The organism is Pseudomonas sp. PWP3-1b2 (assembly GCF_049896045.1).
GTDB classification, from domain to species: Bacteria; Pseudomonadota; Gammaproteobacteria; order Pseudomonadales; family Pseudomonadaceae; genus Aquipseudomonas; species Aquipseudomonas antarctica_B.
In genome coordinates, this window is the sequence record NZ_JAFCTN010000011.1 from 63,924 (window position 1) to 82,365 (window position 18,442).

At 59.7% G+C, this 18,442-nt stretch carries 20 protein-coding genes; 6 read left to right on the forward strand and 14 right to left on the reverse strand.

The annotated features are described in order from the left end of the window. Positions 1-3 precede the first annotated feature (3 nt). The 5 genes from ACP7A2_RS09970 to ACP7A2_RS09990 form a co-directional block, all read right to left on the reverse strand. Positions 4-735: a carbonic anhydrase gene (locus ACP7A2_RS09970; RefSeq protein WP_426134063.1), complete on the reverse strand. Its 732-nt coding sequence runs from the start codon at positions 733-735 to the stop codon at positions 4-6. Positions 736-964: 229 nt separating this feature from the next. Next, positions 965-2,023: a PA0069 family radical SAM protein gene (locus ACP7A2_RS09975; RefSeq protein WP_426134065.1), complete on the reverse strand. Its 1,059-nt coding sequence runs from the start codon at positions 2,021-2,023 to the stop codon at positions 965-967. An 81-nt stretch (positions 2,024-2,104) separates the two neighbouring features. Continuing rightward, entirely contained in the window at positions 2,105-3,403 is a 1,299-nt protein-coding gene (locus ACP7A2_RS09980; protein ID WP_348054704.1) for a cytochrome c, read from the reverse strand. Between the two features lie 12 nt (positions 3,404-3,415). Continuing rightward, on the reverse strand, positions 3,416-5,200 hold the full coding sequence (locus ACP7A2_RS09985) for a GMC family oxidoreductase (protein ID WP_348054705.1): 1,785 nt from the start codon (positions 5,198-5,200) through the stop codon (positions 3,416-3,418). 2 nt (positions 5,201-5,202) lie between these two features. Continuing rightward, on the reverse strand, positions 5,203-5,955 hold the full coding sequence (locus tag ACP7A2_RS09990) for a gluconate 2-dehydrogenase subunit 3 family protein (RefSeq protein ID WP_426134066.1): 753 nt from the start codon (positions 5,953-5,955) through the stop codon (positions 5,203-5,205). A 270-nt stretch (positions 5,956-6,225) separates the two neighbouring features. Here ACP7A2_RS09990 and ACP7A2_RS09995 point away from each other — a divergent pair, with 270 nt between their 5' ends. Further along, on the forward strand, positions 6,226-6,894 hold the full coding sequence (locus ACP7A2_RS09995) for a dual specificity protein phosphatase family protein (protein ID WP_426134067.1): 669 nt from the start codon (positions 6,226-6,228) through the stop codon (positions 6,892-6,894). Here ACP7A2_RS09995 and ACP7A2_RS10000 read toward each other — a convergent pair. The 3 genes from ACP7A2_RS10000 to prlC form a co-directional block, all read right to left on the reverse strand. Further along, on the reverse strand, positions 6,881-8,878 hold the full coding sequence (locus ACP7A2_RS10000) for a M3 family metallopeptidase (RefSeq protein WP_426134068.1): 1,998 nt from the start codon (positions 8,876-8,878) through the stop codon (positions 6,881-6,883). The two genes, ACP7A2_RS09995 and ACP7A2_RS10000, sit on opposite strands and share 14 nt — an antisense overlap. Positions 8,879-9,002: 124 nt before the next feature. After that, on the reverse strand, positions 9,003-9,275 hold the full coding sequence (locus ACP7A2_RS10005) for a YheV family putative zinc ribbon protein (protein ID WP_348054709.1): 273 nt from the start codon (positions 9,273-9,275) through the stop codon (positions 9,003-9,005). Continuing rightward, complete coding sequence (prlC, locus tag ACP7A2_RS10010; RefSeq protein WP_426134069.1) at positions 9,272-11,323, reverse strand: oligopeptidase A; 2,052 nt, start codon at positions 11,321-11,323, stop codon at positions 9,272-9,274. Before prlC ends, ACP7A2_RS10005 begins: the two co-directional genes overlap by 4 nt. A gap of 102 nt (positions 11,324-11,425) precedes the next feature. On the opposite strand from prlC, the gene ACP7A2_RS10015 reads away from it, so the two are divergent. Beyond that, positions 11,426-11,968: a gamma carbonic anhydrase family protein gene (locus ACP7A2_RS10015; protein WP_348054711.1), complete on the forward strand. Its 543-nt coding sequence runs from the start codon at positions 11,426-11,428 to the stop codon at positions 11,966-11,968. Continuing rightward, positions 11,965-12,624, forward strand: a complete 660-nt coding sequence (locus tag ACP7A2_RS10020) for an HAD family hydrolase (protein ID WP_426134070.1) — start codon at positions 11,965-11,967, stop codon at positions 12,622-12,624. Before ACP7A2_RS10015 ends, ACP7A2_RS10020 begins: the two co-directional genes overlap by 4 nt. Positions 12,625-12,719: 95 nt before the next feature. Here the strand turns inward: ACP7A2_RS10020 and ACP7A2_RS10025 are convergent, their stop codons facing one another. Then, positions 12,720-13,763, reverse strand: coding sequence for an aminopeptidase (locus ACP7A2_RS10025; protein ID WP_426134071.1), 1,044 nt, complete (start codon positions 13,761-13,763; stop codon positions 12,720-12,722). A 142-nt stretch (positions 13,764-13,905) separates the two neighbouring features. Here ACP7A2_RS10025 and ACP7A2_RS10030 point away from each other — a divergent pair, with 142 nt between their 5' ends. Continuing rightward, a complete protein-coding gene (locus tag ACP7A2_RS10030; RefSeq protein ID WP_426134072.1) occupies positions 13,906-14,328 on the forward strand; it encodes a hypothetical protein in 423 nt (140 codons plus the stop codon). Here the strand turns inward: ACP7A2_RS10030 and ACP7A2_RS10035 are convergent, their stop codons facing one another. Together ACP7A2_RS10035 and ACP7A2_RS10040 are read right to left on the reverse strand one after the other, a co-directional pair. Further along, the gene (locus ACP7A2_RS10035) at positions 14,329-14,568 is read right to left on the reverse strand and encodes a DUF1161 domain-containing protein (RefSeq protein WP_348054715.1); all 240 of its coding nucleotides are present in this window, start codon (positions 14,566-14,568) and stop codon (positions 14,329-14,331) included. A gap of 171 nt (positions 14,569-14,739) precedes the next feature. Beyond that, the gene (locus ACP7A2_RS10040) at positions 14,740-15,171 is read right to left on the reverse strand and encodes an OsmC family protein (protein ID WP_348054716.1); all 432 of its coding nucleotides are present in this window, start codon (positions 15,169-15,171) and stop codon (positions 14,740-14,742) included. A 217-nt stretch (positions 15,172-15,388) separates the two neighbouring features. Between ACP7A2_RS10040 and ACP7A2_RS10045 the strand changes: the two genes are divergently transcribed. Next, positions 15,389-16,390: an LLM class flavin-dependent oxidoreductase gene (locus ACP7A2_RS10045; protein ID WP_426134073.1), complete on the forward strand. Its 1,002-nt coding sequence runs from the start codon at positions 15,389-15,391 to the stop codon at positions 16,388-16,390. Between the two features lie 59 nt (positions 16,391-16,449). On the opposite strand, the gene ACP7A2_RS10050 is transcribed toward ACP7A2_RS10045, so the two are convergent. Both ACP7A2_RS10050 and ACP7A2_RS10055 read right to left on the reverse strand, forming a co-directional pair. Then, a complete protein-coding gene (locus tag ACP7A2_RS10050) occupies positions 16,450-16,674 on the reverse strand; it encodes a DUF1161 domain-containing protein (RefSeq protein WP_426134074.1) in 225 nt (74 codons plus the stop codon). Positions 16,675-16,787: 113 nt separating this feature from the next. Further along, positions 16,788-17,000 (reverse strand): dodecin, encoded by a 213-nt coding sequence (locus ACP7A2_RS10055; protein WP_348054719.1) that lies wholly within the window; start codon positions 16,998-17,000, stop codon positions 16,788-16,790. A 154-nt stretch (positions 17,001-17,154) separates the two neighbouring features. Between ACP7A2_RS10055 and ACP7A2_RS10060 the strand changes: the two genes are divergently transcribed. Beyond that, complete coding sequence (locus ACP7A2_RS10060; protein ID WP_348054720.1) at positions 17,155-17,481, forward strand: DUF883 family protein; 327 nt, start codon at positions 17,155-17,157, stop codon at positions 17,479-17,481. Here ACP7A2_RS10060 and ACP7A2_RS10065 read toward each other — a convergent pair. Next, on the reverse strand, positions 17,478-18,374 hold the full coding sequence (locus tag ACP7A2_RS10065; protein WP_426134075.1) for a LysR family transcriptional regulator: 897 nt from the start codon (positions 18,372-18,374) through the stop codon (positions 17,478-17,480). The two genes, ACP7A2_RS10060 and ACP7A2_RS10065, sit on opposite strands and share 4 nt — an antisense overlap. Between the last annotated feature and the right edge of the window lie 68 nt (positions 18,375-18,442).

Consider the following 18,442-nt stretch of genomic DNA (forward strand, 5'->3'; position numbering starts at 1 on the left):
TTTTTAGAAGCGCGCTTTAGGCGTCGCCGATGGGATCGGCCCGTCGCCGTTCAGCGATCGGAATGCAGCCTGGTCCGCATCGTAGGCCCGAATTTCACTGGTCTCGATGTTGTAGATCCAACCGTGGATAAACAATTGACCATTGGCCATGCGCGACGCCACGGAAGGGTGGGTGCGCAAATGTTGTAACTGGGCGATGACGTTTTCTTCGGTCAGCACCTTCATGCTTTCGCCTTCATTGGCGCAGTCGCAGTTGTCTTCAACCATCGACTTGGCCACTTCAGCGTGGCGCAGCCAGGCGCGTACTGTCGGCATCTTTTCCAGGCTGTCGGGGTTGAGTACCGCGCGCATGGCGCCGCAGTCGGAGTGCCCGCACACAATGATGTGCTGTACGCCCAGGGCGAGGACTGCGTACTCGATGGCGGTGGAAACACCCCCGTTCATCTGCCCGTAAGGCGGCACCACGTTGCCGACGTTGCGCGTCACGAACAAATCACCCGGCGAGCTTTGGGTGATCAGCTCGGGCACGATGCGTGAGTCGGCGCAGGTGATAAACATCGCCCGTGGGCTTTGAGCCGTGGCGAGTTTCTTGAACAATTCTTCCTGCTGCGGAAAAACGTCGTGATGGAAATGCAAAAAGCCGTCAACGATATGCTTTAGCGCTGCATCGGCGCTTTCCGCCTCGGGAGAGGCTGAAGCCGACGCAGCCAACGGCTGTTTATCCTTATCACTCATGATTCATCCTCTTGATTAGATGCAGGGAAGGTTCCAGGTCAGTTCGACGCCAGGCCAGTGAAATAGTTGTAAACCCTCACCGTTACACCGCGGCGACTCACCTGTCACTCGCCGATCAAGTTAACCGGCGAAACTTAATTCAAACTGAATGAAACGCTCTAGAACGCGGGTTTCAGTGATGTCAAAGCGCGACTATTCCTACACGAGCAGCGCACTCGTCCTCTTCAGTTTACAACAATGCCATCTGCCTGCCCGGCGGGCAAAATGCCGTGCAATCGAGGTCATATCCCTCACGCCGGTCCAGCCCCAGGCGCTTGATCGCTTTGCGAAAGCGCTGCGCCAGCAAATCGGCAAACGGCCCTTCACCGCGCATGCGTACACCAAACCGGCTGTCGTATACCTCACCGCCACGCACCTGGCGCACCAGGCTCATCACATGGGCGGCACGTTGCGGATAATGCGCCGCCAGCCACTCCTCGAACAGCGGGGCCACCTCCAACGGCAGGCGCAGCATCATGTACGCCGCACTTTGCGCACCCGCCGCATGCGCTTCGGTCAGCAAACTTTCCAGCTCGCTGTCGTTGATCATCGGGATCATCGGCGAGCACAGCACGCCCACCGGAATGCCCGCCTCACGCATCACCCGAATCGCCCGCAACCGCGCCTTGGGCGCTGCCGCACGCGGTTCCAGGATGCGTTTAAGTTCGTCATCCAGGCTGGTGAGGCTGATCATCACCGCCACCAGCCGCTGCCGGGCCAGCGCGGTCAACAGGTCAAGGTCGCGCAGAATCAGCGAGCCCTTGGTAATGATGGTCACCGGGTGCCGGTAACGCAGCAGCACTTCGAGGGTTTGCCGGGTGATCCGGTACTCGCGCTCGATAGGCTGATAGGGGTCGGTATTGGAGCCCAAATTGATCGGCGCGCACACATAGCCCGGCTTCGACAGTTGCTGTTCCAGCACATCGGCGGCATTGGTCTTGGCGATCAACCTGGTTTCGAAATCCAGCCCCGGTGACATATCCCAATAAGCATGGCTGGGCCGCGCGTAGCAGTAGATGCAGCCATGCTCACAGCCCCGATACGGGTTGATCGAGCGATCAAACGGCAAGTCCGGCGAGTTATTACGGGTGATGATGGTCTTGGCCGTTTCGATACGCACTTCGGTGCCTTGGGTCGGCGGCACTTCCTGAAACCAGCCGTCGTCCTCGGCCATGCTGACGGTCGGCGCAAAGCGGTTGTGCAGGTTGGTGGCCGTGCCCCGGCCGCGGGGCGGCAACGCAGTAGACATGAAAACGCCTCGATACTGTTTTTATATACAGTATCGAGGCGCAAGGTGTCTGACCAGTGCCGTCTGGCGGTCAGCAGAGGATCAGTGCTTTTGCGTCACCTGGCCAAGGTCATCGCCCGAGGTGGTGCGCATGTCACTCTTGCGCAGGTCCGCCACGTCGCTGGCAGTCACTGGCGCGCCCTTATTGCCCCAGCTGCCACGCACGAAACTGACCACATCCGCGACTTCCTGGTCTGACAGACGCCATGCATACGCCGGCATGGTGAAGGTCGACGGCGCCGTGTGAGTGGCCGGCAACGTGCTGCCGTTCAACACGATGTTGATCAGCGACGCAGGATCCGCCGTCTGCAACACCGGGTTGCCCGCCAGCGCCGGGAACACCCGCGTGTAGCCATGGCCGTCGGTACGGTGGCACGCCGCGCAGTTGTCGATGTACACCGACGCGCCCGGCTTGCTGTCATCGCCCTTCCACAGTGCGTCAGCCACCTGCTTGTCGTACTGGTGCGGTTGGTCCTTGGGATCCACCGCCGGCAAGCTCTTGAGGTAACGCGCGATGGCGGTCAGGTCGTCCTGCGACATGTATTGCATGCTGTGGACGATCACATCGCTCATGCCGCCAAACACTGCGCTGCGATCACTGCGGCCGGTCTTGAGGAATTGCACCAGTTGCTCTTCGCTCCAGCTGCCAAGGCCGTCCTTGTGGTCGCCGCGCAGGTTTTTCGCGATCCAGCCTTCCAGCGGTGCGCTGCCCGACAGAAACGCGTCGCCGTCGGTGGCACTCAGGGCTTTTTCCTGCATGGTCAGGGCACGCGGCGTATGACACGCGCCGCAGTGGCCGAGGCCTTCCACCAGGTAAGCGCCACGGTTGATTACCGGGTCGGCAGCGGCTTGAGCCTGATGCGCCTCGACAGCCGGCGCAAACATCCAACGCCACGCCGCCAACGGCCAGCGCATGCTCAAGGGCCAGGGAATATCACTGTCTTTATTCTCTTGGGCGACCGGTTCAACACCCTTCATGAAGTACGCATACAACGCCTGCATGTCGTTGTCACTGACACGCGCGTAGGACGGGTAGGGCATCGCCGGGTAAAGCGTACTACCGTTTTTGGCGACGCCATGGCGTACGGCTTTGTCGAAGTCTTCAAAGCTGTAGTCGCCCAGGCCGGTTTTGTCCGGGGTGATATTGGTGGAGTAGATCACGCCGATCGGGGTTTCCATCGGCAGGCCGCCGGCAAAGGGTTTGCCACCCTTGGCAGTGTGGCAGGCCACGCAGTCCCCGGCGCGGGCCAGGTATTCGCCCTGCTTGATCAGGTCGGTTTCAGCGGCGCTGACAGAGCAACTGCTGAACAGCGCAAAACTTGCGATAACAAGTGCTTTCATGGTCATCGCTCCTTATGCCTGAACCAGTGGGCCGGGGTTTTTCAGGTACTGCTCGCGAATCGCCCGTGCCGACCAATAGGTCAACGCCGCCACCAGGCCGGTAGGGTTGTAGCCCAAGCCTTGTGGGAAAGCCGACGCGCCGGGGACGAACACGTTGTGCACATCCCAGCTTTGCAGGTAACGGTTCAACGCACTGGTTTTCGGGTCGGTGCCCATGATCGCGCCACCGTTGAGGTGGGTGGTCTGGTACGACGCGGTGTTGAAATGCTCACCCACCTGTTTGCCGAGCAGGGCAATCGCCTTGGGGTTCATCGCCTCGGCGACCTTGCTCATTTTGTCGACCATGAAGCGGTTCATCTTGATGTCGTTTTCCTGCCAGTCGAACGTCATCCGCAGCAATGGCAGGCCGTAGGCATCGCGGTACACCGGGTCCAGATCCAGGTAGTTAGCCCGGTAGGATTGATGGGCGCCGTGGGAGTCCATCGAAACCTGGTGGGTGTAGTAATCGGCGGTGGCGCGCTTCCAGGCACTGCCCCAGGCCGGGGTGCCCGGCGGGTTGGACGTACCGGCAATCGGCCGGCTGCCCGCCTGGTTGACCCACATCGGCGAACCGCCCACAAAGCCGTGGGGGCCGTGGTCGAAGTTGTCGGCGTTGAAGTCATCCATGGCCACGCCATTGCCGCCCGCACCAATAAAGTTGTTGGTGTGGGTGTCCTTGTCGAAGAACGCTTTGATGGTCGCCATGTTCTGGTAGGCGAAGTTGCGGCCGATCACGCCCTCGTTGGTAATCGGGTCGTAAGGTTTGCCGATACCCGACAGCAACATCAGCCGCACATTGTTGAACTGGAACGAGCCGATGATCACCAGGTCTGCCGGCTGCTCGCACTCGCGGCCCTGGCCGTCGATGTAGGTCACGCCGGTGGCCTTGCTCTTGGTGCTGTCGAGGTTGACCTTGAGCACGTGGGAGTTGGGCCGCAGCTCAAAATTCGGCACCTGACGCAGCGCCGGCAGAATGTTCACGTTCGGCGACGCCTTGGAATACATGTAGCAAACGTAGCCACTGCAAAAGCCGCAGAAATTGCACGGGCCCATCTGCGCGCCGTAGGGGTTGGTGTACGGCCCCGACGTATTGGCCGACGGCAGGTTGTAGGGTTTGTAACCTACATCCGCAGCCGCTTTCTGAAACAGCTGTGCGGAGACGGTGTTTTTCTGCGCTTGCAGCGGGAACGGGTTGGAGCGATCCGGCGCGTAAGGGTTGCCGCCACGGCCCTCGCCGACCAACTGGCCTTTAACGGTCCAGGCCTGGCCTGAGGTGCCGAAGACTTTTTCCGCGTAGTCAAAAAACGGTTCCAGCTCTTCATAGCTGACGCCGAAGTCCTGGATGGTCATGTCTTTGGGAATGAAGTTCTTGCCGTAGCGCTCTTCGTAATGGCTGCGCATGCGCAGCTCAATCGGGTCGACCCGAAAATGCACGCCCGACCAGTGCAGGCCCGCGCCGCCCACGCCATTGCCCGGCAGAAAAGCGCCCAACTGGCGGTTAGGCAGGGCGACGTCATTCACGCTGTGGCGAATGGTCACCGTCTCCTTGGAAATGTCCTGGAAGAGTTTTTTACGCACGCTGTAGGTCAATTCGTCGATGACCTGGGGATAGTTGCCGTCGGGGTAGGTGTCCTGCATCGGGCCGCGCTCCAGCGCTACCACGTTAAGGCCCGCTTCCGTCAGCTCCTTGGCCATGATCGCGCCGGTCCAGCCGAAGCCTACGATCACTGCATCGACTTTCTTCATGATGGTCGCCACGTTTATGCCCTCTCGCCGCGAATGGAAACAGCCGGAAAGGGGTATTGCTCGTTGCGTTCAACCCAGTCCATGAAATCGGCGCGGGCGCCGGGGAAGCCGATCATGGTCCAGCCGACCATGCCTTTGTTGCCGCCGTGAATCGGGTCGCAGAAGAACCCTTCCTTGGTGTTTTGCAGCAGCAAATTGAAAAACATCTTCGGTGGCACCGCCGCGAAATGCGCGCTCAGTTCACTGCCGCCCGCTTCCAGGCGTCGCAACATATCGTCTCGGGTAGCGCTGTCTTGAGCGGCAAAAGCTTTCCCGTTGAACGCCTTCGACCATGCATCCGTCGCAGCAATACCCAGGCGGTAGATCTCTTTTGGCACCAACTTGCTCTGCCAGCCCATCTCCGGCGCCGCATCAGCGTTGAACGGGCCTTGCATGAACCACAGCGCGCCGCTGGCGTACGGCGTGTTCATCTGGCGGTCGATGTATTCCGGCGCACCGGCTTCCAGCGCGCCCGGGCCTTGGGCATCGGCGGGAATCAATTGCGCCACCGCGGCGTTGATGAATGCCCATTCTTCAGCAGTGAAGTAGCTCGGCTCATAGGCCTTGTCGCTCACCGGCGGCGTGGCGGGCGCGGCGTGGGCCGGCTCCGGGGCGGCCATCAATATCGAGCCGCCAAGGCCGGTGCTGGCAACCGTGACCACCGGGATCAAGGTCAAGGATTTGCGCAAAAAATCACGCCGGGGGTTGTCTTGATCTTGATCAGACATGGGTGCACCTCATCATGTGGTCACGGGTTTATCCGCCGCTTCTGAGAGCAGCGTGAAGGCTTGCCAGGAAATGGGATCCAAAGGGATAGAACACTGTGGCAACCAATAGTTACAAATGATAGCAGGCTAAGCATTTGAAGAATCGATTCAGTCGTAAAAACGCAGGTCACCTGCGTCGATTCACGATTCTTTGACGGCCGTCTCACACCTCATTCACCCCGTAATGACCATTCTGGCGGCTATTACTTTTTCCATCTGGTCACATCGCGCATGTTCACACCTCGATTGATGCCTGCCTTGAGCCTGACGCTGCTGGCACTCTTCGCCAGCGTCAGCGCCCAGGCCGACGACGCCACGCCCCTGCGCTCGCCGGAGTGGGCGCAGCCCGTGGGAGACCAATTCAACCTGCATCAGATGACGCCGACCCTGTACCGCAGCGCGTTGCCGGACAGCAGGGCACTGCCCGTCTTGCAACAATTGAAGATCGGCACGGTAATCAACTTTTTGCCGGAATCCGATGCGCCATGGCTGGATGCATCTGATATCAAACAGGTACAGCTGACGTATCGCACCAACCATGTCGATGATTCCGACGTGCTCGCAGCGCTCAGGGCGATTCAGCAAGCAGAGGCGAATGGCCCGGTGCTGATGCATTGCAAACACGGCTCCGACCGCACCGGCCTGATGGCCGCGATGTACCGCGTGGTGGTTCAGGGCTGGAGCAAGGAAGATGCGCTGAACGAGATGACCCTGGGCGGCTTCGGCAGCAGCAACGGCTTCAAGGACGGCGTTCGCTACATGATGAAGGCGGATGTCGGCAAGTTACGCACCGCCCTGCTCAATGGAGAATGCAGCACCAGCGCCTTTGCCCTGTGTTCGATGAAAAGCTGGGTGAACACGGCAGGCACGGGTAGCGAACTCAACGTTAGCGGCCCCTAGGAGCGCCTGAAAACAGCTGCACCGACTCAAGCAGCGACCGCGAATAACCGGGCGCAAGCACGCACTCGCGGAATGCCCGCCCGGTCGCGGCATTGAAAACCCCCTCGCGTTCAAACCGTTTAAAGGCTTCCCGCGCCAGCACCTCAGACCACTGGTAGGCGTAAAAGCCGCCTTCATACCCCAACACCATATGGCTGAAGCCATTGACGTAGCGCACCGCGTCCAGCGCCGGCAAGTGCCCGACTTCACGGTTGGCGCTGGCGAATACCTGCTCAATGCTGCGTCCGTCGTCAGGGGTGCGATGCACTTCGATATCAAATAACGCCAGCGTCAGTGACTCTGCGCGTTCCCACGACATTTGGGTGTTGGCATACACCCTGTGTTGCCGGGCCAGGGCCTCAGGCAACTGCGCGCCCGTTTCGATATGGCTGGACAACCACACAAGACACTCAGGGGAATCGCACCAGCGCTCGAAGAATTGGCCGCAGAACTCCGCACTGTCCATGCCCAAGTCGTCAATGCCCATTTTGGTGCGATAGCCCAGGCCCATCAGCATTTGCTGCAAGCAATGGCCAAACTCATGAAACAAAATCTTGAGCTGTCGATGCCCGAGCAAACAGGGCTCATTGGGGGCGACTTCAAATTGGCTGCAGAGCACGACCACCGGCTGTATTCGGCGGCCTTCAGCGGTGGTCCAGCGGTTCCTCAACGAAAACGCATTGGCAAAATCACCGCTTTTTTGCAGATACGGCACGAAATAAATGTGCCCCAGCACCTCGCCATCGGCCTGTACCTGCAAGAGTCGAACCCCGGGCGCCCAGGCATCGAAGCCTTCCACCTCGCTGATTTCGACGTCGAAGAGGCGCTTTACCAGGGCAAACAGCCGAGACAGGGTGGACTCCAGCGGGAAGTAGGCGCGCAACGCTTCTTCAGAGACGCCACTGGCCTGTTGCCGGATTATCTGCGCCAAATAGGCGTAATCCCACGGTTGCACCTGCGCCAAACCATGCTCACGGGCCAGCGTGATGAGTTGGCGCTTGTCGTGTTCAAAGGCCGTTCGTTCCGACCTGATTTGCTCACGAATAAACCCCAGCACCTGCTCCTCGGTGTCCAGCGACTGAAGCTCAAGGGCCAATTGAACAAAGCTTGTGTAGCCCAGCAGCGTGGCTTTTTGGCTGCGACTGACCCTGAGCATCTGCAGCAGCGGGCCATTGTCGAACTGCCCGGCATGCGGGCCGATATCGGACGCACGCGTGTTGTAGGCGGTAAACACCTGCTCGCGCAACGTCCGGTCCTGCGCGTAGGCCATGAGCTCTCGGTAAGTCTCTTCGTTCAGCGTAATCAGCCAGCCTTGCAGGTTGGCGTCACGGGCCTTTTGCGCCAGGCGCGCCTTGAATGTCGGCGCAAGCCCCAGCAGCTCTGATTCGTCGGTGATGTGTTTGCGCCACGCGTGATTGGCCTGTTCCAGCTGGGTCAGAAACAACTGCTGGAGCCCGGCCATTTCCTGGTTAAGCGTGACCAGCCTCTGCTGCTCAGCAGGCGCCAGTTCGATACCGGCCAGCGTGAATTTCTTCAACGTACGCCTTAGCAGACGTTGACGGGAGGCGTCGAACAGCGCAGCCGGCGAGCTGGCGGCCAATGCTTTATAGCAATCGAATAGGGCGCGGTTAGCAGTTAAATCGCGCACGAACTCGACGGCCCGAGAAGTGGCTTGCGCGCTGGCTTGCGTCCAGTTTTGATCGGTATTTACGCTGTCGAGGATGTAGATCACCGTTAACACCTCGTCGATTCGCGAGGTGACGGCTTCGATTGCCAGCACCAAATCATCCCAGTTCGGGCCGTGTTGCTGGCTGCCGGTGATGCGGGCAACCTCGGCGCGACTGCGCAGCACGATGGCCTCGACGGCAGGCACGAGGTGTTCGGCACGAATAGCCGAGAAAGCTGGCAGGTGGTCGTCCTGCAACAGTGGGTTGGGGTCGGGCATGGTCGCTTCCTTGAAGACAACAGGGGGAAGTTGTCATCCTGGAAGACGTCGCGGGGAAGGAAGCTGTAGATGCTTAATGCCCCGCGCCCGGAAACCGTGTTCCGAAGCGCGGGGCATCAAACCGTCAGTCTTTTTTCAGCTTCGGATTAGGAAAAAACTGCACCGCCTGCACTTTCGGGTCCGGCGCTTTCAACGCCGATGTATTCACCCGCGTGCCCAATTCCTTGGGCACCGACAAGCCTTGGTCATTGAGCGTGTCGGTGTAGCCGCAGGCCACGCACTCGCGGTGCGGCACGTTGTCTTCGGTCCACATTTTCAACTTGTCCGGCTCGCTGCACGCCGGGCAAACCGCCCCGGCGATAAATTGCTTCTTGGTCACCACAGGCCCTTCACTCATGCTGCCGCGTCCTCACTCAGGCCGCTGTGGCGCAAGAGTGCGTCAATCGACGGTGCACGCCCGCGGAAGTCGACGAACAGCACCATCGGCGCCTGGGAACCGCCACGCGCCAGAATCGCCTCGCGGAACGCGCGGCCGGTCTGGGCATTCAGCACGCCGTCTTCTTCAAACTTGGAGAAGGCATCGGCCGACAACACTTCAGCCCATTTGTAGCTGTAGTAACCGGCTGCGTAACCGCCGGCAAAGATGTGCGCGAAGCTGTTGGGGAAGCGGTTGTAGGCCGGTGGACGCATCACCGAGACTTCATCGCGCACGCCTTCAAGCACCTGCGCCACGCTGCGGCCATCGCCATGGGTGGCGTGCAGTTCGAAGTCGAACAGCGAGAATTCCAGCTGGCGCACCATCATCAGGCCGGACTGGAAGTTCTTGGCTGCGAGCATTTTTTCCAGCAGGTCCTGAGGCAATGGCTCGCCGGTTTCGTAGTGACCGGAGATCAGCGCCAGGCCTTCCGGCTCCCAGCACCAGTTCTCCATGAACTGGCTCGGCAATTCCACCGCATCCCAGGCCACGCCGTTGATGCCGGACACGCCCGCGTGTTCAACGCGGGTGAGCAGGTGATGCAGGCCGTGGCCGAATTCGTGGAACAGGGTGGTCACTTCATCGTGGGTCAACAGGGCAGGCTTGCCGCTGTCGGCCGGGGTGAAGTTGCACACCAGGTTGGCGACCGGGCTTTGCAGCACGCCGTCCACCGTGCGGCGACGGTCGCGCGCGCCGTCCATCCAGGCACCGCCACGCTTGTTGGCGCGGGCGTACAGGTCGAAGAAGAAGCGGCCGACGTGCTGGCCGTTTTCCTTGATTTCGAACAGGCGAACATCCGGGTGCCAGGTGTCGAAGCCTTTTTGCTCGGCGATTTCGATGCCGTACAGGCGCTGCACAATGGCGAACAGGCCGCCCAGCACTTTGTCGATCGGGAAGTACGCGCGCAGGGCTTCCTGAGACACGCTGTAGCGCTGCTCGCGCAGTTTTTCGCCGTAGAAACCGCTGTCCCAGCTTTGCAGGTCGGCGCAGCCTTGTTCGGCGGCGTAGGCCTTGAGCTGTTGCAAGTCCTGGGCGGCAAACGGTTTGCTGCGCTTGGCCAGGTCACGCAGGAAGCTCAGCACCTGGTCGCTGGACTCGGCCATTTTGGTGGCCAGGCTCAACTCGGAGAACGACGCATAGCCCAACAATGTGGCGAGTTCCTGACGCAGGTCGAGGATCTGTTCCATCACCGGGCCGTTATCGTTCTGGCCAGCATTCGGGCCTTGGTCCGACGCACGGGTGCAGTAGGCGGCGTAGATTTCTTCACGCAGGGCACGGTCCTGGGCGTAGGTCATCACCGCGTAGTAGCTTGGGAATTCCAGGGTGATCAGCCAGCCGTCGAGGCCTTTGGCCTGAGCGGCGGCAGCCATTTGCGCCTTGGCCGAGTCGGTCAGGCCGGCGAGGGTGGCTTCGTCGGTAACGTGTTTGGTCCAGGCCTGGGTGGCATCGAGCAATTGGTTGGAGAATTTGCTGCCCAGCTCGGAGAGTTTGCTTTGCACTTCGGCATAACGTTTTTGCTGCTCTGGCGGCAAATCGATACCCGACAGGCGGAAGTCGCGCAGCGAGTGTTCCAGAATAGTTTTTTGCGCCACATCGAAACCGGCGGCTTCCGGGCTGTTGGCCAGGGCTTCAAAGGCCTGGAACAGTTCACGGTTCTGGCCCATCTCGGTGGAGTAGGCGCTCAACGCAGGCAAGCAACTTTCGTAGGCTTCGCGCAATTCGGCGCTGTTGCACACGGCGTTGAGGTGGCTGACCGGGCTCCAGGCGGCGCCCAGGCGGTCATTCAACTCGTCCATGGCCAGGACCAGACCGGCCCACGTAGGGTTTTTACCCTGGCTTTGCAGGATGCCTTCGATGGCAACGCGGTTGTCGGCGAGGATCTGTTCGATGGCCGGTTGCACGTGCTCGGCACGGATCGCCGAGAACGGCGGCAGGTCGTAGGACTGCAGAAGCGGGTTGTTCGCGCTCACGGTGGGCACCTTGGCTGAAGAAACATGTAAGAACAAAGATGGGGCCATCTTAATTACAATCAACTCCCACCGCAGCTATCAGCACAAGAGAGAGACGCTATCGTGACCCTTCGCACCTATCAGAACCACACGCCAACCCTGGGCGCCGGGGCTTTTGTCGACAGTTCGGCGGTGGTGATCGGCGATGTCGAAATAGGCACCGACAGCTCCGTATGGCCGCTGACCGTGATTCGTGGCGACATGCACCGCATCCGCATCGGCGCACGCACCAGCGTGCAAGACGGCTGCGTGCTGCACATTACCCACGCCGGGCCGTTCAACCCGGACGGCTTCCCGCTGCTGATCGGCGATGACGTGACCATCGCGCACAAAGTCATGCTGCACGGTTGCAAGGTGGGCAACCGCATCCTGATCGGCATGGGCAGCATCGTGATGGACGGTGCCGTGGTCGAAGACGACGTGATCATCGGCGCCGGCAGCCTGGTGCCGCCGGGCAAGACACTTGAGAGCGGCTTTTTGTACGTGGGCAGCCCGGTTAAACAAGTCCGCGCCCTGACTGACAAGGAGCGCGCGTTTTTCACCTACAGCGCCGCCAACTACGTGAAGCTCAAAGACCTGCACCTGGCCGAAGGATTCGATCAATGACCCTGAAATACTCAACCGTGCTGTTCGACCTGGACGGCACCCTGACGGATCCGCGTGAGGGCATCACCCGTTCGATCCAGTACGCCCTTGGCAAACTCGGCATTGATGAGCCGGACCTCACACAGCTCGAACACTTTATCGGCCCGCCGCTGTTGCAAGCGTTTATGCAGTTCTACGGCTTCGACGAGGCCAAAGCCTGGGAAGCGGTGAATTTTTATCGGGAGCGTTTCAAGGTCACCGGGCTGTATGAAAATCGCGTATTCGACGGCGTGATGCCGCTGCTCGAAGCGCTGAATGGCCAGGGCCGTGAGTTGTATGTGGCCACCTCCAAGCCTTGGGTATTCGCTCGCGAGATTGCTCGGCATTTCGATTTCGCCAGGCACTTCAAGGTGATTTACGGCAGTGAGTTGGACGGTACGCGCACAAACAAGGTTGAGCTGATCGCGCACTTGATGAGCGAGGAGGGCCTGGACCCGGCGACGACCTTGATGATTGGTGATCGCAAGCATGACCTGATCGGGGCGCGCAGCAACGGGCTGGATTCGGCGGCGGTGGGGTATGGGTTTGGCAGTTTTGAGGAGTTGAGTGCTGAGGCGCCGACCTGGCATTTTGAGACGCTGGATGAGATGCATCAGATGTTTTTGCAGCGGGTTTGAGACCGCTATCGCAGGCAAGCCAGCTCCCACATTGGACCGCGTTCTACAGTTGAAACAGGGTCAACTGTGGGAGCTGGCTTGCCTGCGATGAGGCCCTAAAGACCTCCACTTTCCAACCGCTTCAACGCCGCCTTGCGCTGCTCCACCGGCAACCCACCCATCTTCTCCACCGCCGCAAAAAACCTCACCCAATCTCCGTTCACCTGCCGAAACAACGCCGCAAACGCCGGCACCCACTGGTCATACAGCCCAAACGGCAACAACCGCGCGTTGTTCATCGGCTGATTAATCCACACGTCATAGCGCTTGTCCCCGCCCCATTGGCTGTCGCGAATCCGGCGATACTCGCTGCGCAAGCGCTCAAATTCGGCTGCCTTGGCCTGTCGCATCGCCTGCGCCGCCAACGGCTGCGCGTACAACGCTTCCAAGCGTTTTCGAGTATCGAGAACCAACCGGATGAACTGGTCGCGCTGCTGCAACGCTGCACCGCTGATCGGCGGCAGACCACGGGCCGCACGCCATTGGCGCGTGCCTTCCTGCTCGACGAAATTGGCATACGATTCGTTGAACTCCGTGTCGTCCTTCACATAAAAACGCTGGTGCGCCAGCTCATGGAAAATCAGCGTGGCCAGGCGCTCATCGCCCCAGCTCATCATTGAACTCATGATCGGGTCGTTGAACCAACCCAGCGTGGAATAGGCCTCCACGCCGCCAATCGACACATCCATACCGCGTTGCTTCAACAGCGCCGCCTCGCCACGCGCCGCGCCCTGGTTGTAGTAGCCGCGATAAGCGACGCAACCGGCAATCGGGAAGCAATGGGTGACAGGCGAGAGGGAAAATTCCTGCGTGGCGAAGACATTCCAGACTACATATGGCCGGCCAATGTCGACGTACAGCCGGTAACTCTGGTTATCCGGAAGGTGCAGGTGTTCGCTGGCAAAGGCGCGCGCCTTCTGCGATTGCACCAAGTGGTCACGCAACAACTGTGGCCGGGAAGGGTCGGCGATGACTTCGGAAACCGGTTCGCGAGCCCGCAGCAACTGCCACTGGCCGCTCGCCAACTGGCTGTAATAACTGACGCTGGAGCAGCCGCTGAGCAGCAGCACCCACACGACTGGAAGAAAACGCCTGAGCATGCCGCGACCACCTCTGAATAATGTGCTCGCCAGACTATCCTGCCCTCACGGAATTTTTCCATGGTTTAGCGTGTTTATACTCATAGGGAGTCTGCTGCCATCGGCGCCGGGCTCATCCTTTCCTTCTGCCTGAGTGCCTGCCATGCGCCAGCTTTTGCTACCTGTTGCTGCCCTGTTCCTCAGCGCCTGTGCATCGACGCCCATTCCCCCCGCCGACCCGCAGCAAGCCTGGGTCGACTTCACCACGCCCACACCCGGCGCCAAGCTGGTGATGGCGCAGCGCCTGGACGGAAAAAACCTTAACGACGGGCGTTTCTTCCAGGTGCCACCCGGCAGCCATGAGCTGATGGTGCGTTTCGATTTCGAGGTGAACACCGGAACGGGGATTGGCGGGCTGGACCAGACGCGTGACCGCACCTGTTTCATGAGCCTGCAGTACAACAACTTCCAGGCGGGCCAGCATTATGTGCTGGAGGGGCGCTCGCTGGCCTTCACGCCCAACATCCGGCTGTATAACTCGGCGCGGCAGTTACTGGCCGAAGAACACAGCGTGAATTGCATCTGATCAGTCGTTGTTTTTTTGATAAATGATGCGCTTGGTGCCGTTTTCGCAGGTACCTACGAGCATCGCACTGTCATGATTCTTGGCTTCTTCGGCAGTGATGATTTCCAGGGTGTAGGACGGGATCGCCTTGGCCTGGATATTCACTTCGATTTCCTTCCTGAGCTCTTCACAATCTTTCGGAGCGGCCACGGCCGAGGTGGCCAATACACCGCAGATGATCGCCAAGGCAAAACGTTTCATGTGTGTAGCTCCCTGAATGCATGCGCACGAGTGTGCGGCTAAGGCTGCATAGGGTATAGGACCACATCGGGGAAACACGAGTTCTGATTTAACGCATAACTAAATGCGGGAGCAGACAAGGGTAGGAGCCAGCTCCAACACAAGCCAGCTCCCACATTGGATCTTGCTGTATCAGCTGACCAGCGTGGCATCCAGGCTGATTTCAGCATTCAGTACCTTGGACACTGGGCACCCTTCCTTGGCCTTTTTGCTCAGTTCGTCGAACTGCGCCTGGCTTGCCCCCGGAATCTTGGCCTTGAGGACCAGGTGCACGGCGGTAATCGCAAAACCCCCTTCAACCTGGTCCAGGGTCACTTCAGCCGTGGTGTCGATGCTGTCAGCCTTGAGGCCCGCATCGCCCAGGATCATCGAAAACGCCATGGAGAAGCAGCCAGCGTGGGCCGCGCCGATCAGTTCTTCAGGGTTAGTGCCTTTGCCGCCTTCGAAACGCGCTTTGAAGCCGTAGGGCGCTTCGCGCAGCACGCCGGTTTCCGTGGAAATGGAACCCAGGCCTGTCTTCAGATCACCTTCCCAATGCGCGGATGCTTTTTTAACGATACTCATAGCGGTCTCCTCGAACGGTGGTTTTGCTTCAGTAAGGTTCTGAGGATAGAAGCGTTGGCAAAGTTCATCTTGTCGGAGAAACCCAGCAAATTAGTAGGAAATTTCCTGGTCTGCTATTGAATCTCGGGTATATGCCCACATCTCATAAAGCATGCACATGAAGCGGCAGGTTTTGATTCATTTAATAAGCCTGCGCACCTAATGGAGAAGCAGGCTTATGAAATCGCTGTCCGACGTAAAATTTTCAACCCTCGACCTCGTGCCCGTGCGCGCCAACGGAACCATCGCGCAGTCGCTGCGCAACTCCCTGGACCTGGCCCAGCACGTGGAAAAGTTCGGCTACAACCGCTTCTGGGTGGCTGAGCACCACAACATGGACGGCATAGCCAGTTCAGCTACCTCGGTGTTGCTGGGCTACCTGGCGGGAGGCACGTCGACCATTCGCGTCGGTTCCGGCGGCATCATGCTGCCCAACCACGCACCACTGGTGATCGCCGAGCAGTTCGGCACCCTGGAAAGCCTCTACCCCGGCCGTATCGACCTGGGCCTGGGCCGTGCGCCGGGTTCTGACCAAATGACCGCCCGCGCCCTGCGCCGTGAGCGCTCCGGCAGTGCTGACGAGTTTCCGGAAGATGTGGCCGAGCTGGTGGCCTACCTTGGCCCACGCACGCCCGACCAACGGATCATCGCCGTACCGGGCACCGGCACCAACGTGCCGGTCTGGTTGCTCGGTTCCAGCCTGTTCAGCGCACAGCTGGCCGGTGAACGCGGTTTGCCTTACGCCTTTGCCTCACATTTCGCTCCGCGTTTGATGCATGAGGCGATTCGCGTGTACCGCAATCACTTCAAGCCTTCGGCCGTGCTGGATAAACCTTACGTGATGCTCGGCATTCCGCTGGTTGCCGCCGACACCGACGAACAAGCCGATTACCTGGCCACCTCGGTGTACCAGCGCATTCTTGCGTTGATGCGCGGGCAAAGCCTGGTCCAGCGCCCGCCAGTGAAAACCATGGACGGCCTGTGGCTGCCCCATGAAAAAGAGGCCGTCGGCAGTTTCCTGGGCCTGGCCATGGTCGGCGGCCCGGCGAAAATCCGCGCCAAGCTGGAAGTGTTGATCGAGCAAACCGGTGCTGATGAGCTGATTTTCACCAGCGATCTGTACGAACACGCCGACCGCATTCATTCCTACGAACTGCTGGCGCAGGTGATGAAGGGCTAAACCCCAGGCGAAAAAAAACCGACGCACTCGCGTCGGTTTTTTATGTCTGCAACACGGGATTAACCGCGTTTGTAGACGATTTCCTTGGTGCCGCCTTCGCAGCTGCCAATCACTTTGGCATCGGCTGCAGCGCCTTTCTCCACAACATCCAGCGAATAATGCTGAACGCCTTTGGCATCAAGCTTTGCCGCGAGTTCGCCTTTCAGCTCTTCGCAAGGCTTGCCCGCCGCCAGGGCTGTACCCGCAATGCTCAACAAACCGACTGCTAACAGGAACTTCTTCATCCGTTACTTCCTTACGCTGATCGAATAGAACGTGCCAATGCTATCGCATCGGCACCCCACCGTTGTAGCGCAGGTTATGGCAATCGGCCAGTCCGCAAGTTCAACTCACAGGATCAACTGGTGGCAATTCGGAACCCTACCTTGAGCGTGACCTGATAGTGCGCGACTTTGCCGTCCTCGATATGACCGCGGGTTTCAGTCACTTCGAACCACTCCAGGTGTTTGAGGCTTTTACTGGCCTCCGCCAGTGCATTCTGAATGGCATCTTCGATGCTGGTGGTGGACGAACCTACCAGTTCGACTTTCTTATAGGTGTGATTGGACATAGCGTTTCTCCTGAGGTCTCTAGTGAGCGTAGCAGTCAATGTTCCTAATGCTTCTGGCGACAATTGCTACTCGAAAGTTCAGATTTACTGCACTTTTTGAATCGGCCGCAGTCGGTATCTACACACGCCACTCAATCACTTCAGGAGAGCCCACATGGCCAACACTTCTTTACGCAAAGCGTCACTGGAAAGCATGGAAGCCGAGATTTCGAGCCTGCTCAAATCCCTTGAAAGCCTCAAGGACGATGCGTCTGACGAGTCGCGCAAAACGTTGAAGGCCCTGAAAAGCAATGCCGAGAATGCACTCAAGCATTCCCGTCATCTGATCAGCGATGCCTACGAAGAAAGCAAAGTCAAAATCCGCGAAACCGGTGTTGCAACCCGTGACTACGCACAAGAGCACCCATGGACCACTGCCGGCGTCGCCGTTGGCGCGCTGGGTCTGCTGGCGGCTTATTTGATGTGCAAACGTGGTGACTAAACAGGTTGGCGCAACAGCTCAGTCTTGAGCCACTGCGCCAGCTGCCGAGCGCGCCCGTCTGCGGCGCGCTTGGGTAGCCACAACGCCAGGTGCGCCGGGGTTTCACAAAAACCCCACGGCGCCACCAGGCGACCCGCTCGCAGGTCCTCTGCCACCAGCGGTTCGGGCGCAATCGCCACGCCCAGTCCAGCGACCGCCGCTTCCAGCAAATAATACAAATGCTCAAACCCCTGGCCATGTTTCAACGCGCCGGGCTCGATGCCGTAGTGCTGTGCCCAACTGGGCCAGGCTTGCGGGCGTGAGGTGGTGTGCAACAGCGCTTCGCCACACAGGGCCGAGGCGGGGGCTTGGCGCAGGCGCTCGTAACCGGCAAAACGCGGGCTCATGACCGGGCCGATGCGTTCGCTGGCCAGCTCGTACACCTGCATATCCGCCGGCCACGGCGGTTCAGCGAAAACCAGCAGGGCGTCGAGGCCGGGCCGCCTGGGGTCAAGGTCGCCGTCACCCGCCGACAGGTGCAAGCGCAGATCCGGCAGGTCGGCATTCAAACGGCCCAGACGCGGAATCAACCAGCGCGCGAGCAAACTGCCCGAGCAGCCGAGCACGAAGGGTGCGTCGGCACTGCTTTGGGTAAGTTCGGCGCACACATCCCTCAAACGCTCAAAGGCATCGCTGCTTGCATCGCGCAGCCGTACGCCCGCATCTGTGAGTTTAAGGCCACGCCCATCCTTAACGAACAGGCTGACACCCAAGTGCTCTTCCAGCACCTTCAACTGACGGCTGACCGCGCCATGAGTGACGTGCAACTGCTCGGCAGCCTGACTCACGCTGTTGAGGCGGGCAGTGGCTTCAAACGCGCGCAGGGCGTTAAGGGGAGGAAGGTCTCGGCTCATCTGTGAGTTTTCCTGACAGGTTGCGGCGATCTTATCGGTTTTCAGCCAAGAGCGTGAGGGGTAGAGTG

Excerpts from the sequence above, each read along its gene's own strand:
- ACP7A2_RS09970 (WP_426134063.1), bottom strand. The coding sequence starts at position 735 with ATGAGTGATAAGGATAAACAGCCGTTGGCTGCGTCGGCTTCAGCCTCT.
- ACP7A2_RS09975 (WP_426134065.1), bottom strand. The coding sequence starts at position 2,023 with ATGTCTACTGCGTTGCCGCCCCGCGGCCGGGGCACGGCCACCAACCTG.
- ACP7A2_RS09980 (WP_348054704.1), bottom strand. The coding sequence starts at position 3,403 with ATGAAAGCACTTGTTATCGCAAGTTTTGCGCTGTTCAGCAGTTGCTCT.
- ACP7A2_RS09990 (WP_426134066.1), bottom strand. The coding sequence starts at position 5,955 with ATGTCTGATCAAGATCAAGACAACCCCCGGCGTGATTTTTTGCGCAAA.
- ACP7A2_RS09995 (WP_426134067.1), top strand. The coding sequence starts at position 6,226 with ATGTTCACACCTCGATTGATGCCTGCCTTGAGCCTGACGCTGCTGGCA.
- ACP7A2_RS10000 (WP_426134068.1), bottom strand. The coding sequence starts at position 8,878 with ATGCCCGACCCCAACCCACTGTTGCAGGACGACCACCTGCCAGCTTTC.
- ACP7A2_RS10005 (WP_348054709.1), bottom strand. The coding sequence starts at position 9,275 with ATGAGTGAAGGGCCTGTGGTGACCAAGAAGCAATTTATCGCCGGGGCG.
- ACP7A2_RS10020 (WP_426134070.1), top strand. The coding sequence starts at position 11,965 with ATGACCCTGAAATACTCAACCGTGCTGTTCGACCTGGACGGCACCCTG.
- ACP7A2_RS10025 (WP_426134071.1), bottom strand. The coding sequence starts at position 13,763 with ATGCTCAGGCGTTTTCTTCCAGTCGTGTGGGTGCTGCTGCTCAGCGGC.
- ACP7A2_RS10030 (WP_426134072.1), top strand. The coding sequence starts at position 13,906 with ATGCGCCAGCTTTTGCTACCTGTTGCTGCCCTGTTCCTCAGCGCCTGT.
- ACP7A2_RS10035 (WP_348054715.1), bottom strand. The coding sequence starts at position 14,568 with ATGAAACGTTTTGCCTTGGCGATCATCTGCGGTGTATTGGCCACCTCG.
- ACP7A2_RS10040 (WP_348054716.1), bottom strand. The coding sequence starts at position 15,171 with ATGAGTATCGTTAAAAAAGCATCCGCGCATTGGGAAGGTGATCTGAAG.
- ACP7A2_RS10045 (WP_426134073.1), top strand. The coding sequence starts at position 15,389 with ATGAAATCGCTGTCCGACGTAAAATTTTCAACCCTCGACCTCGTGCCC.
- ACP7A2_RS10050 (WP_426134074.1), bottom strand. The coding sequence starts at position 16,674 with ATGAAGAAGTTCCTGTTAGCAGTCGGTTTGTTGAGCATTGCGGGTACA.
- ACP7A2_RS10055 (WP_348054719.1), bottom strand. The coding sequence starts at position 17,000 with ATGTCCAATCACACCTATAAGAAAGTCGAACTGGTAGGTTCGTCCACC.
- ACP7A2_RS10060 (WP_348054720.1), top strand. The coding sequence starts at position 17,155 with ATGGCCAACACTTCTTTACGCAAAGCGTCACTGGAAAGCATGGAAGCC.
- ACP7A2_RS10065 (WP_426134075.1), bottom strand. The coding sequence starts at position 18,374 with ATGAGCCGAGACCTTCCTCCCCTTAACGCCCTGCGCGCGTTTGAAGCC.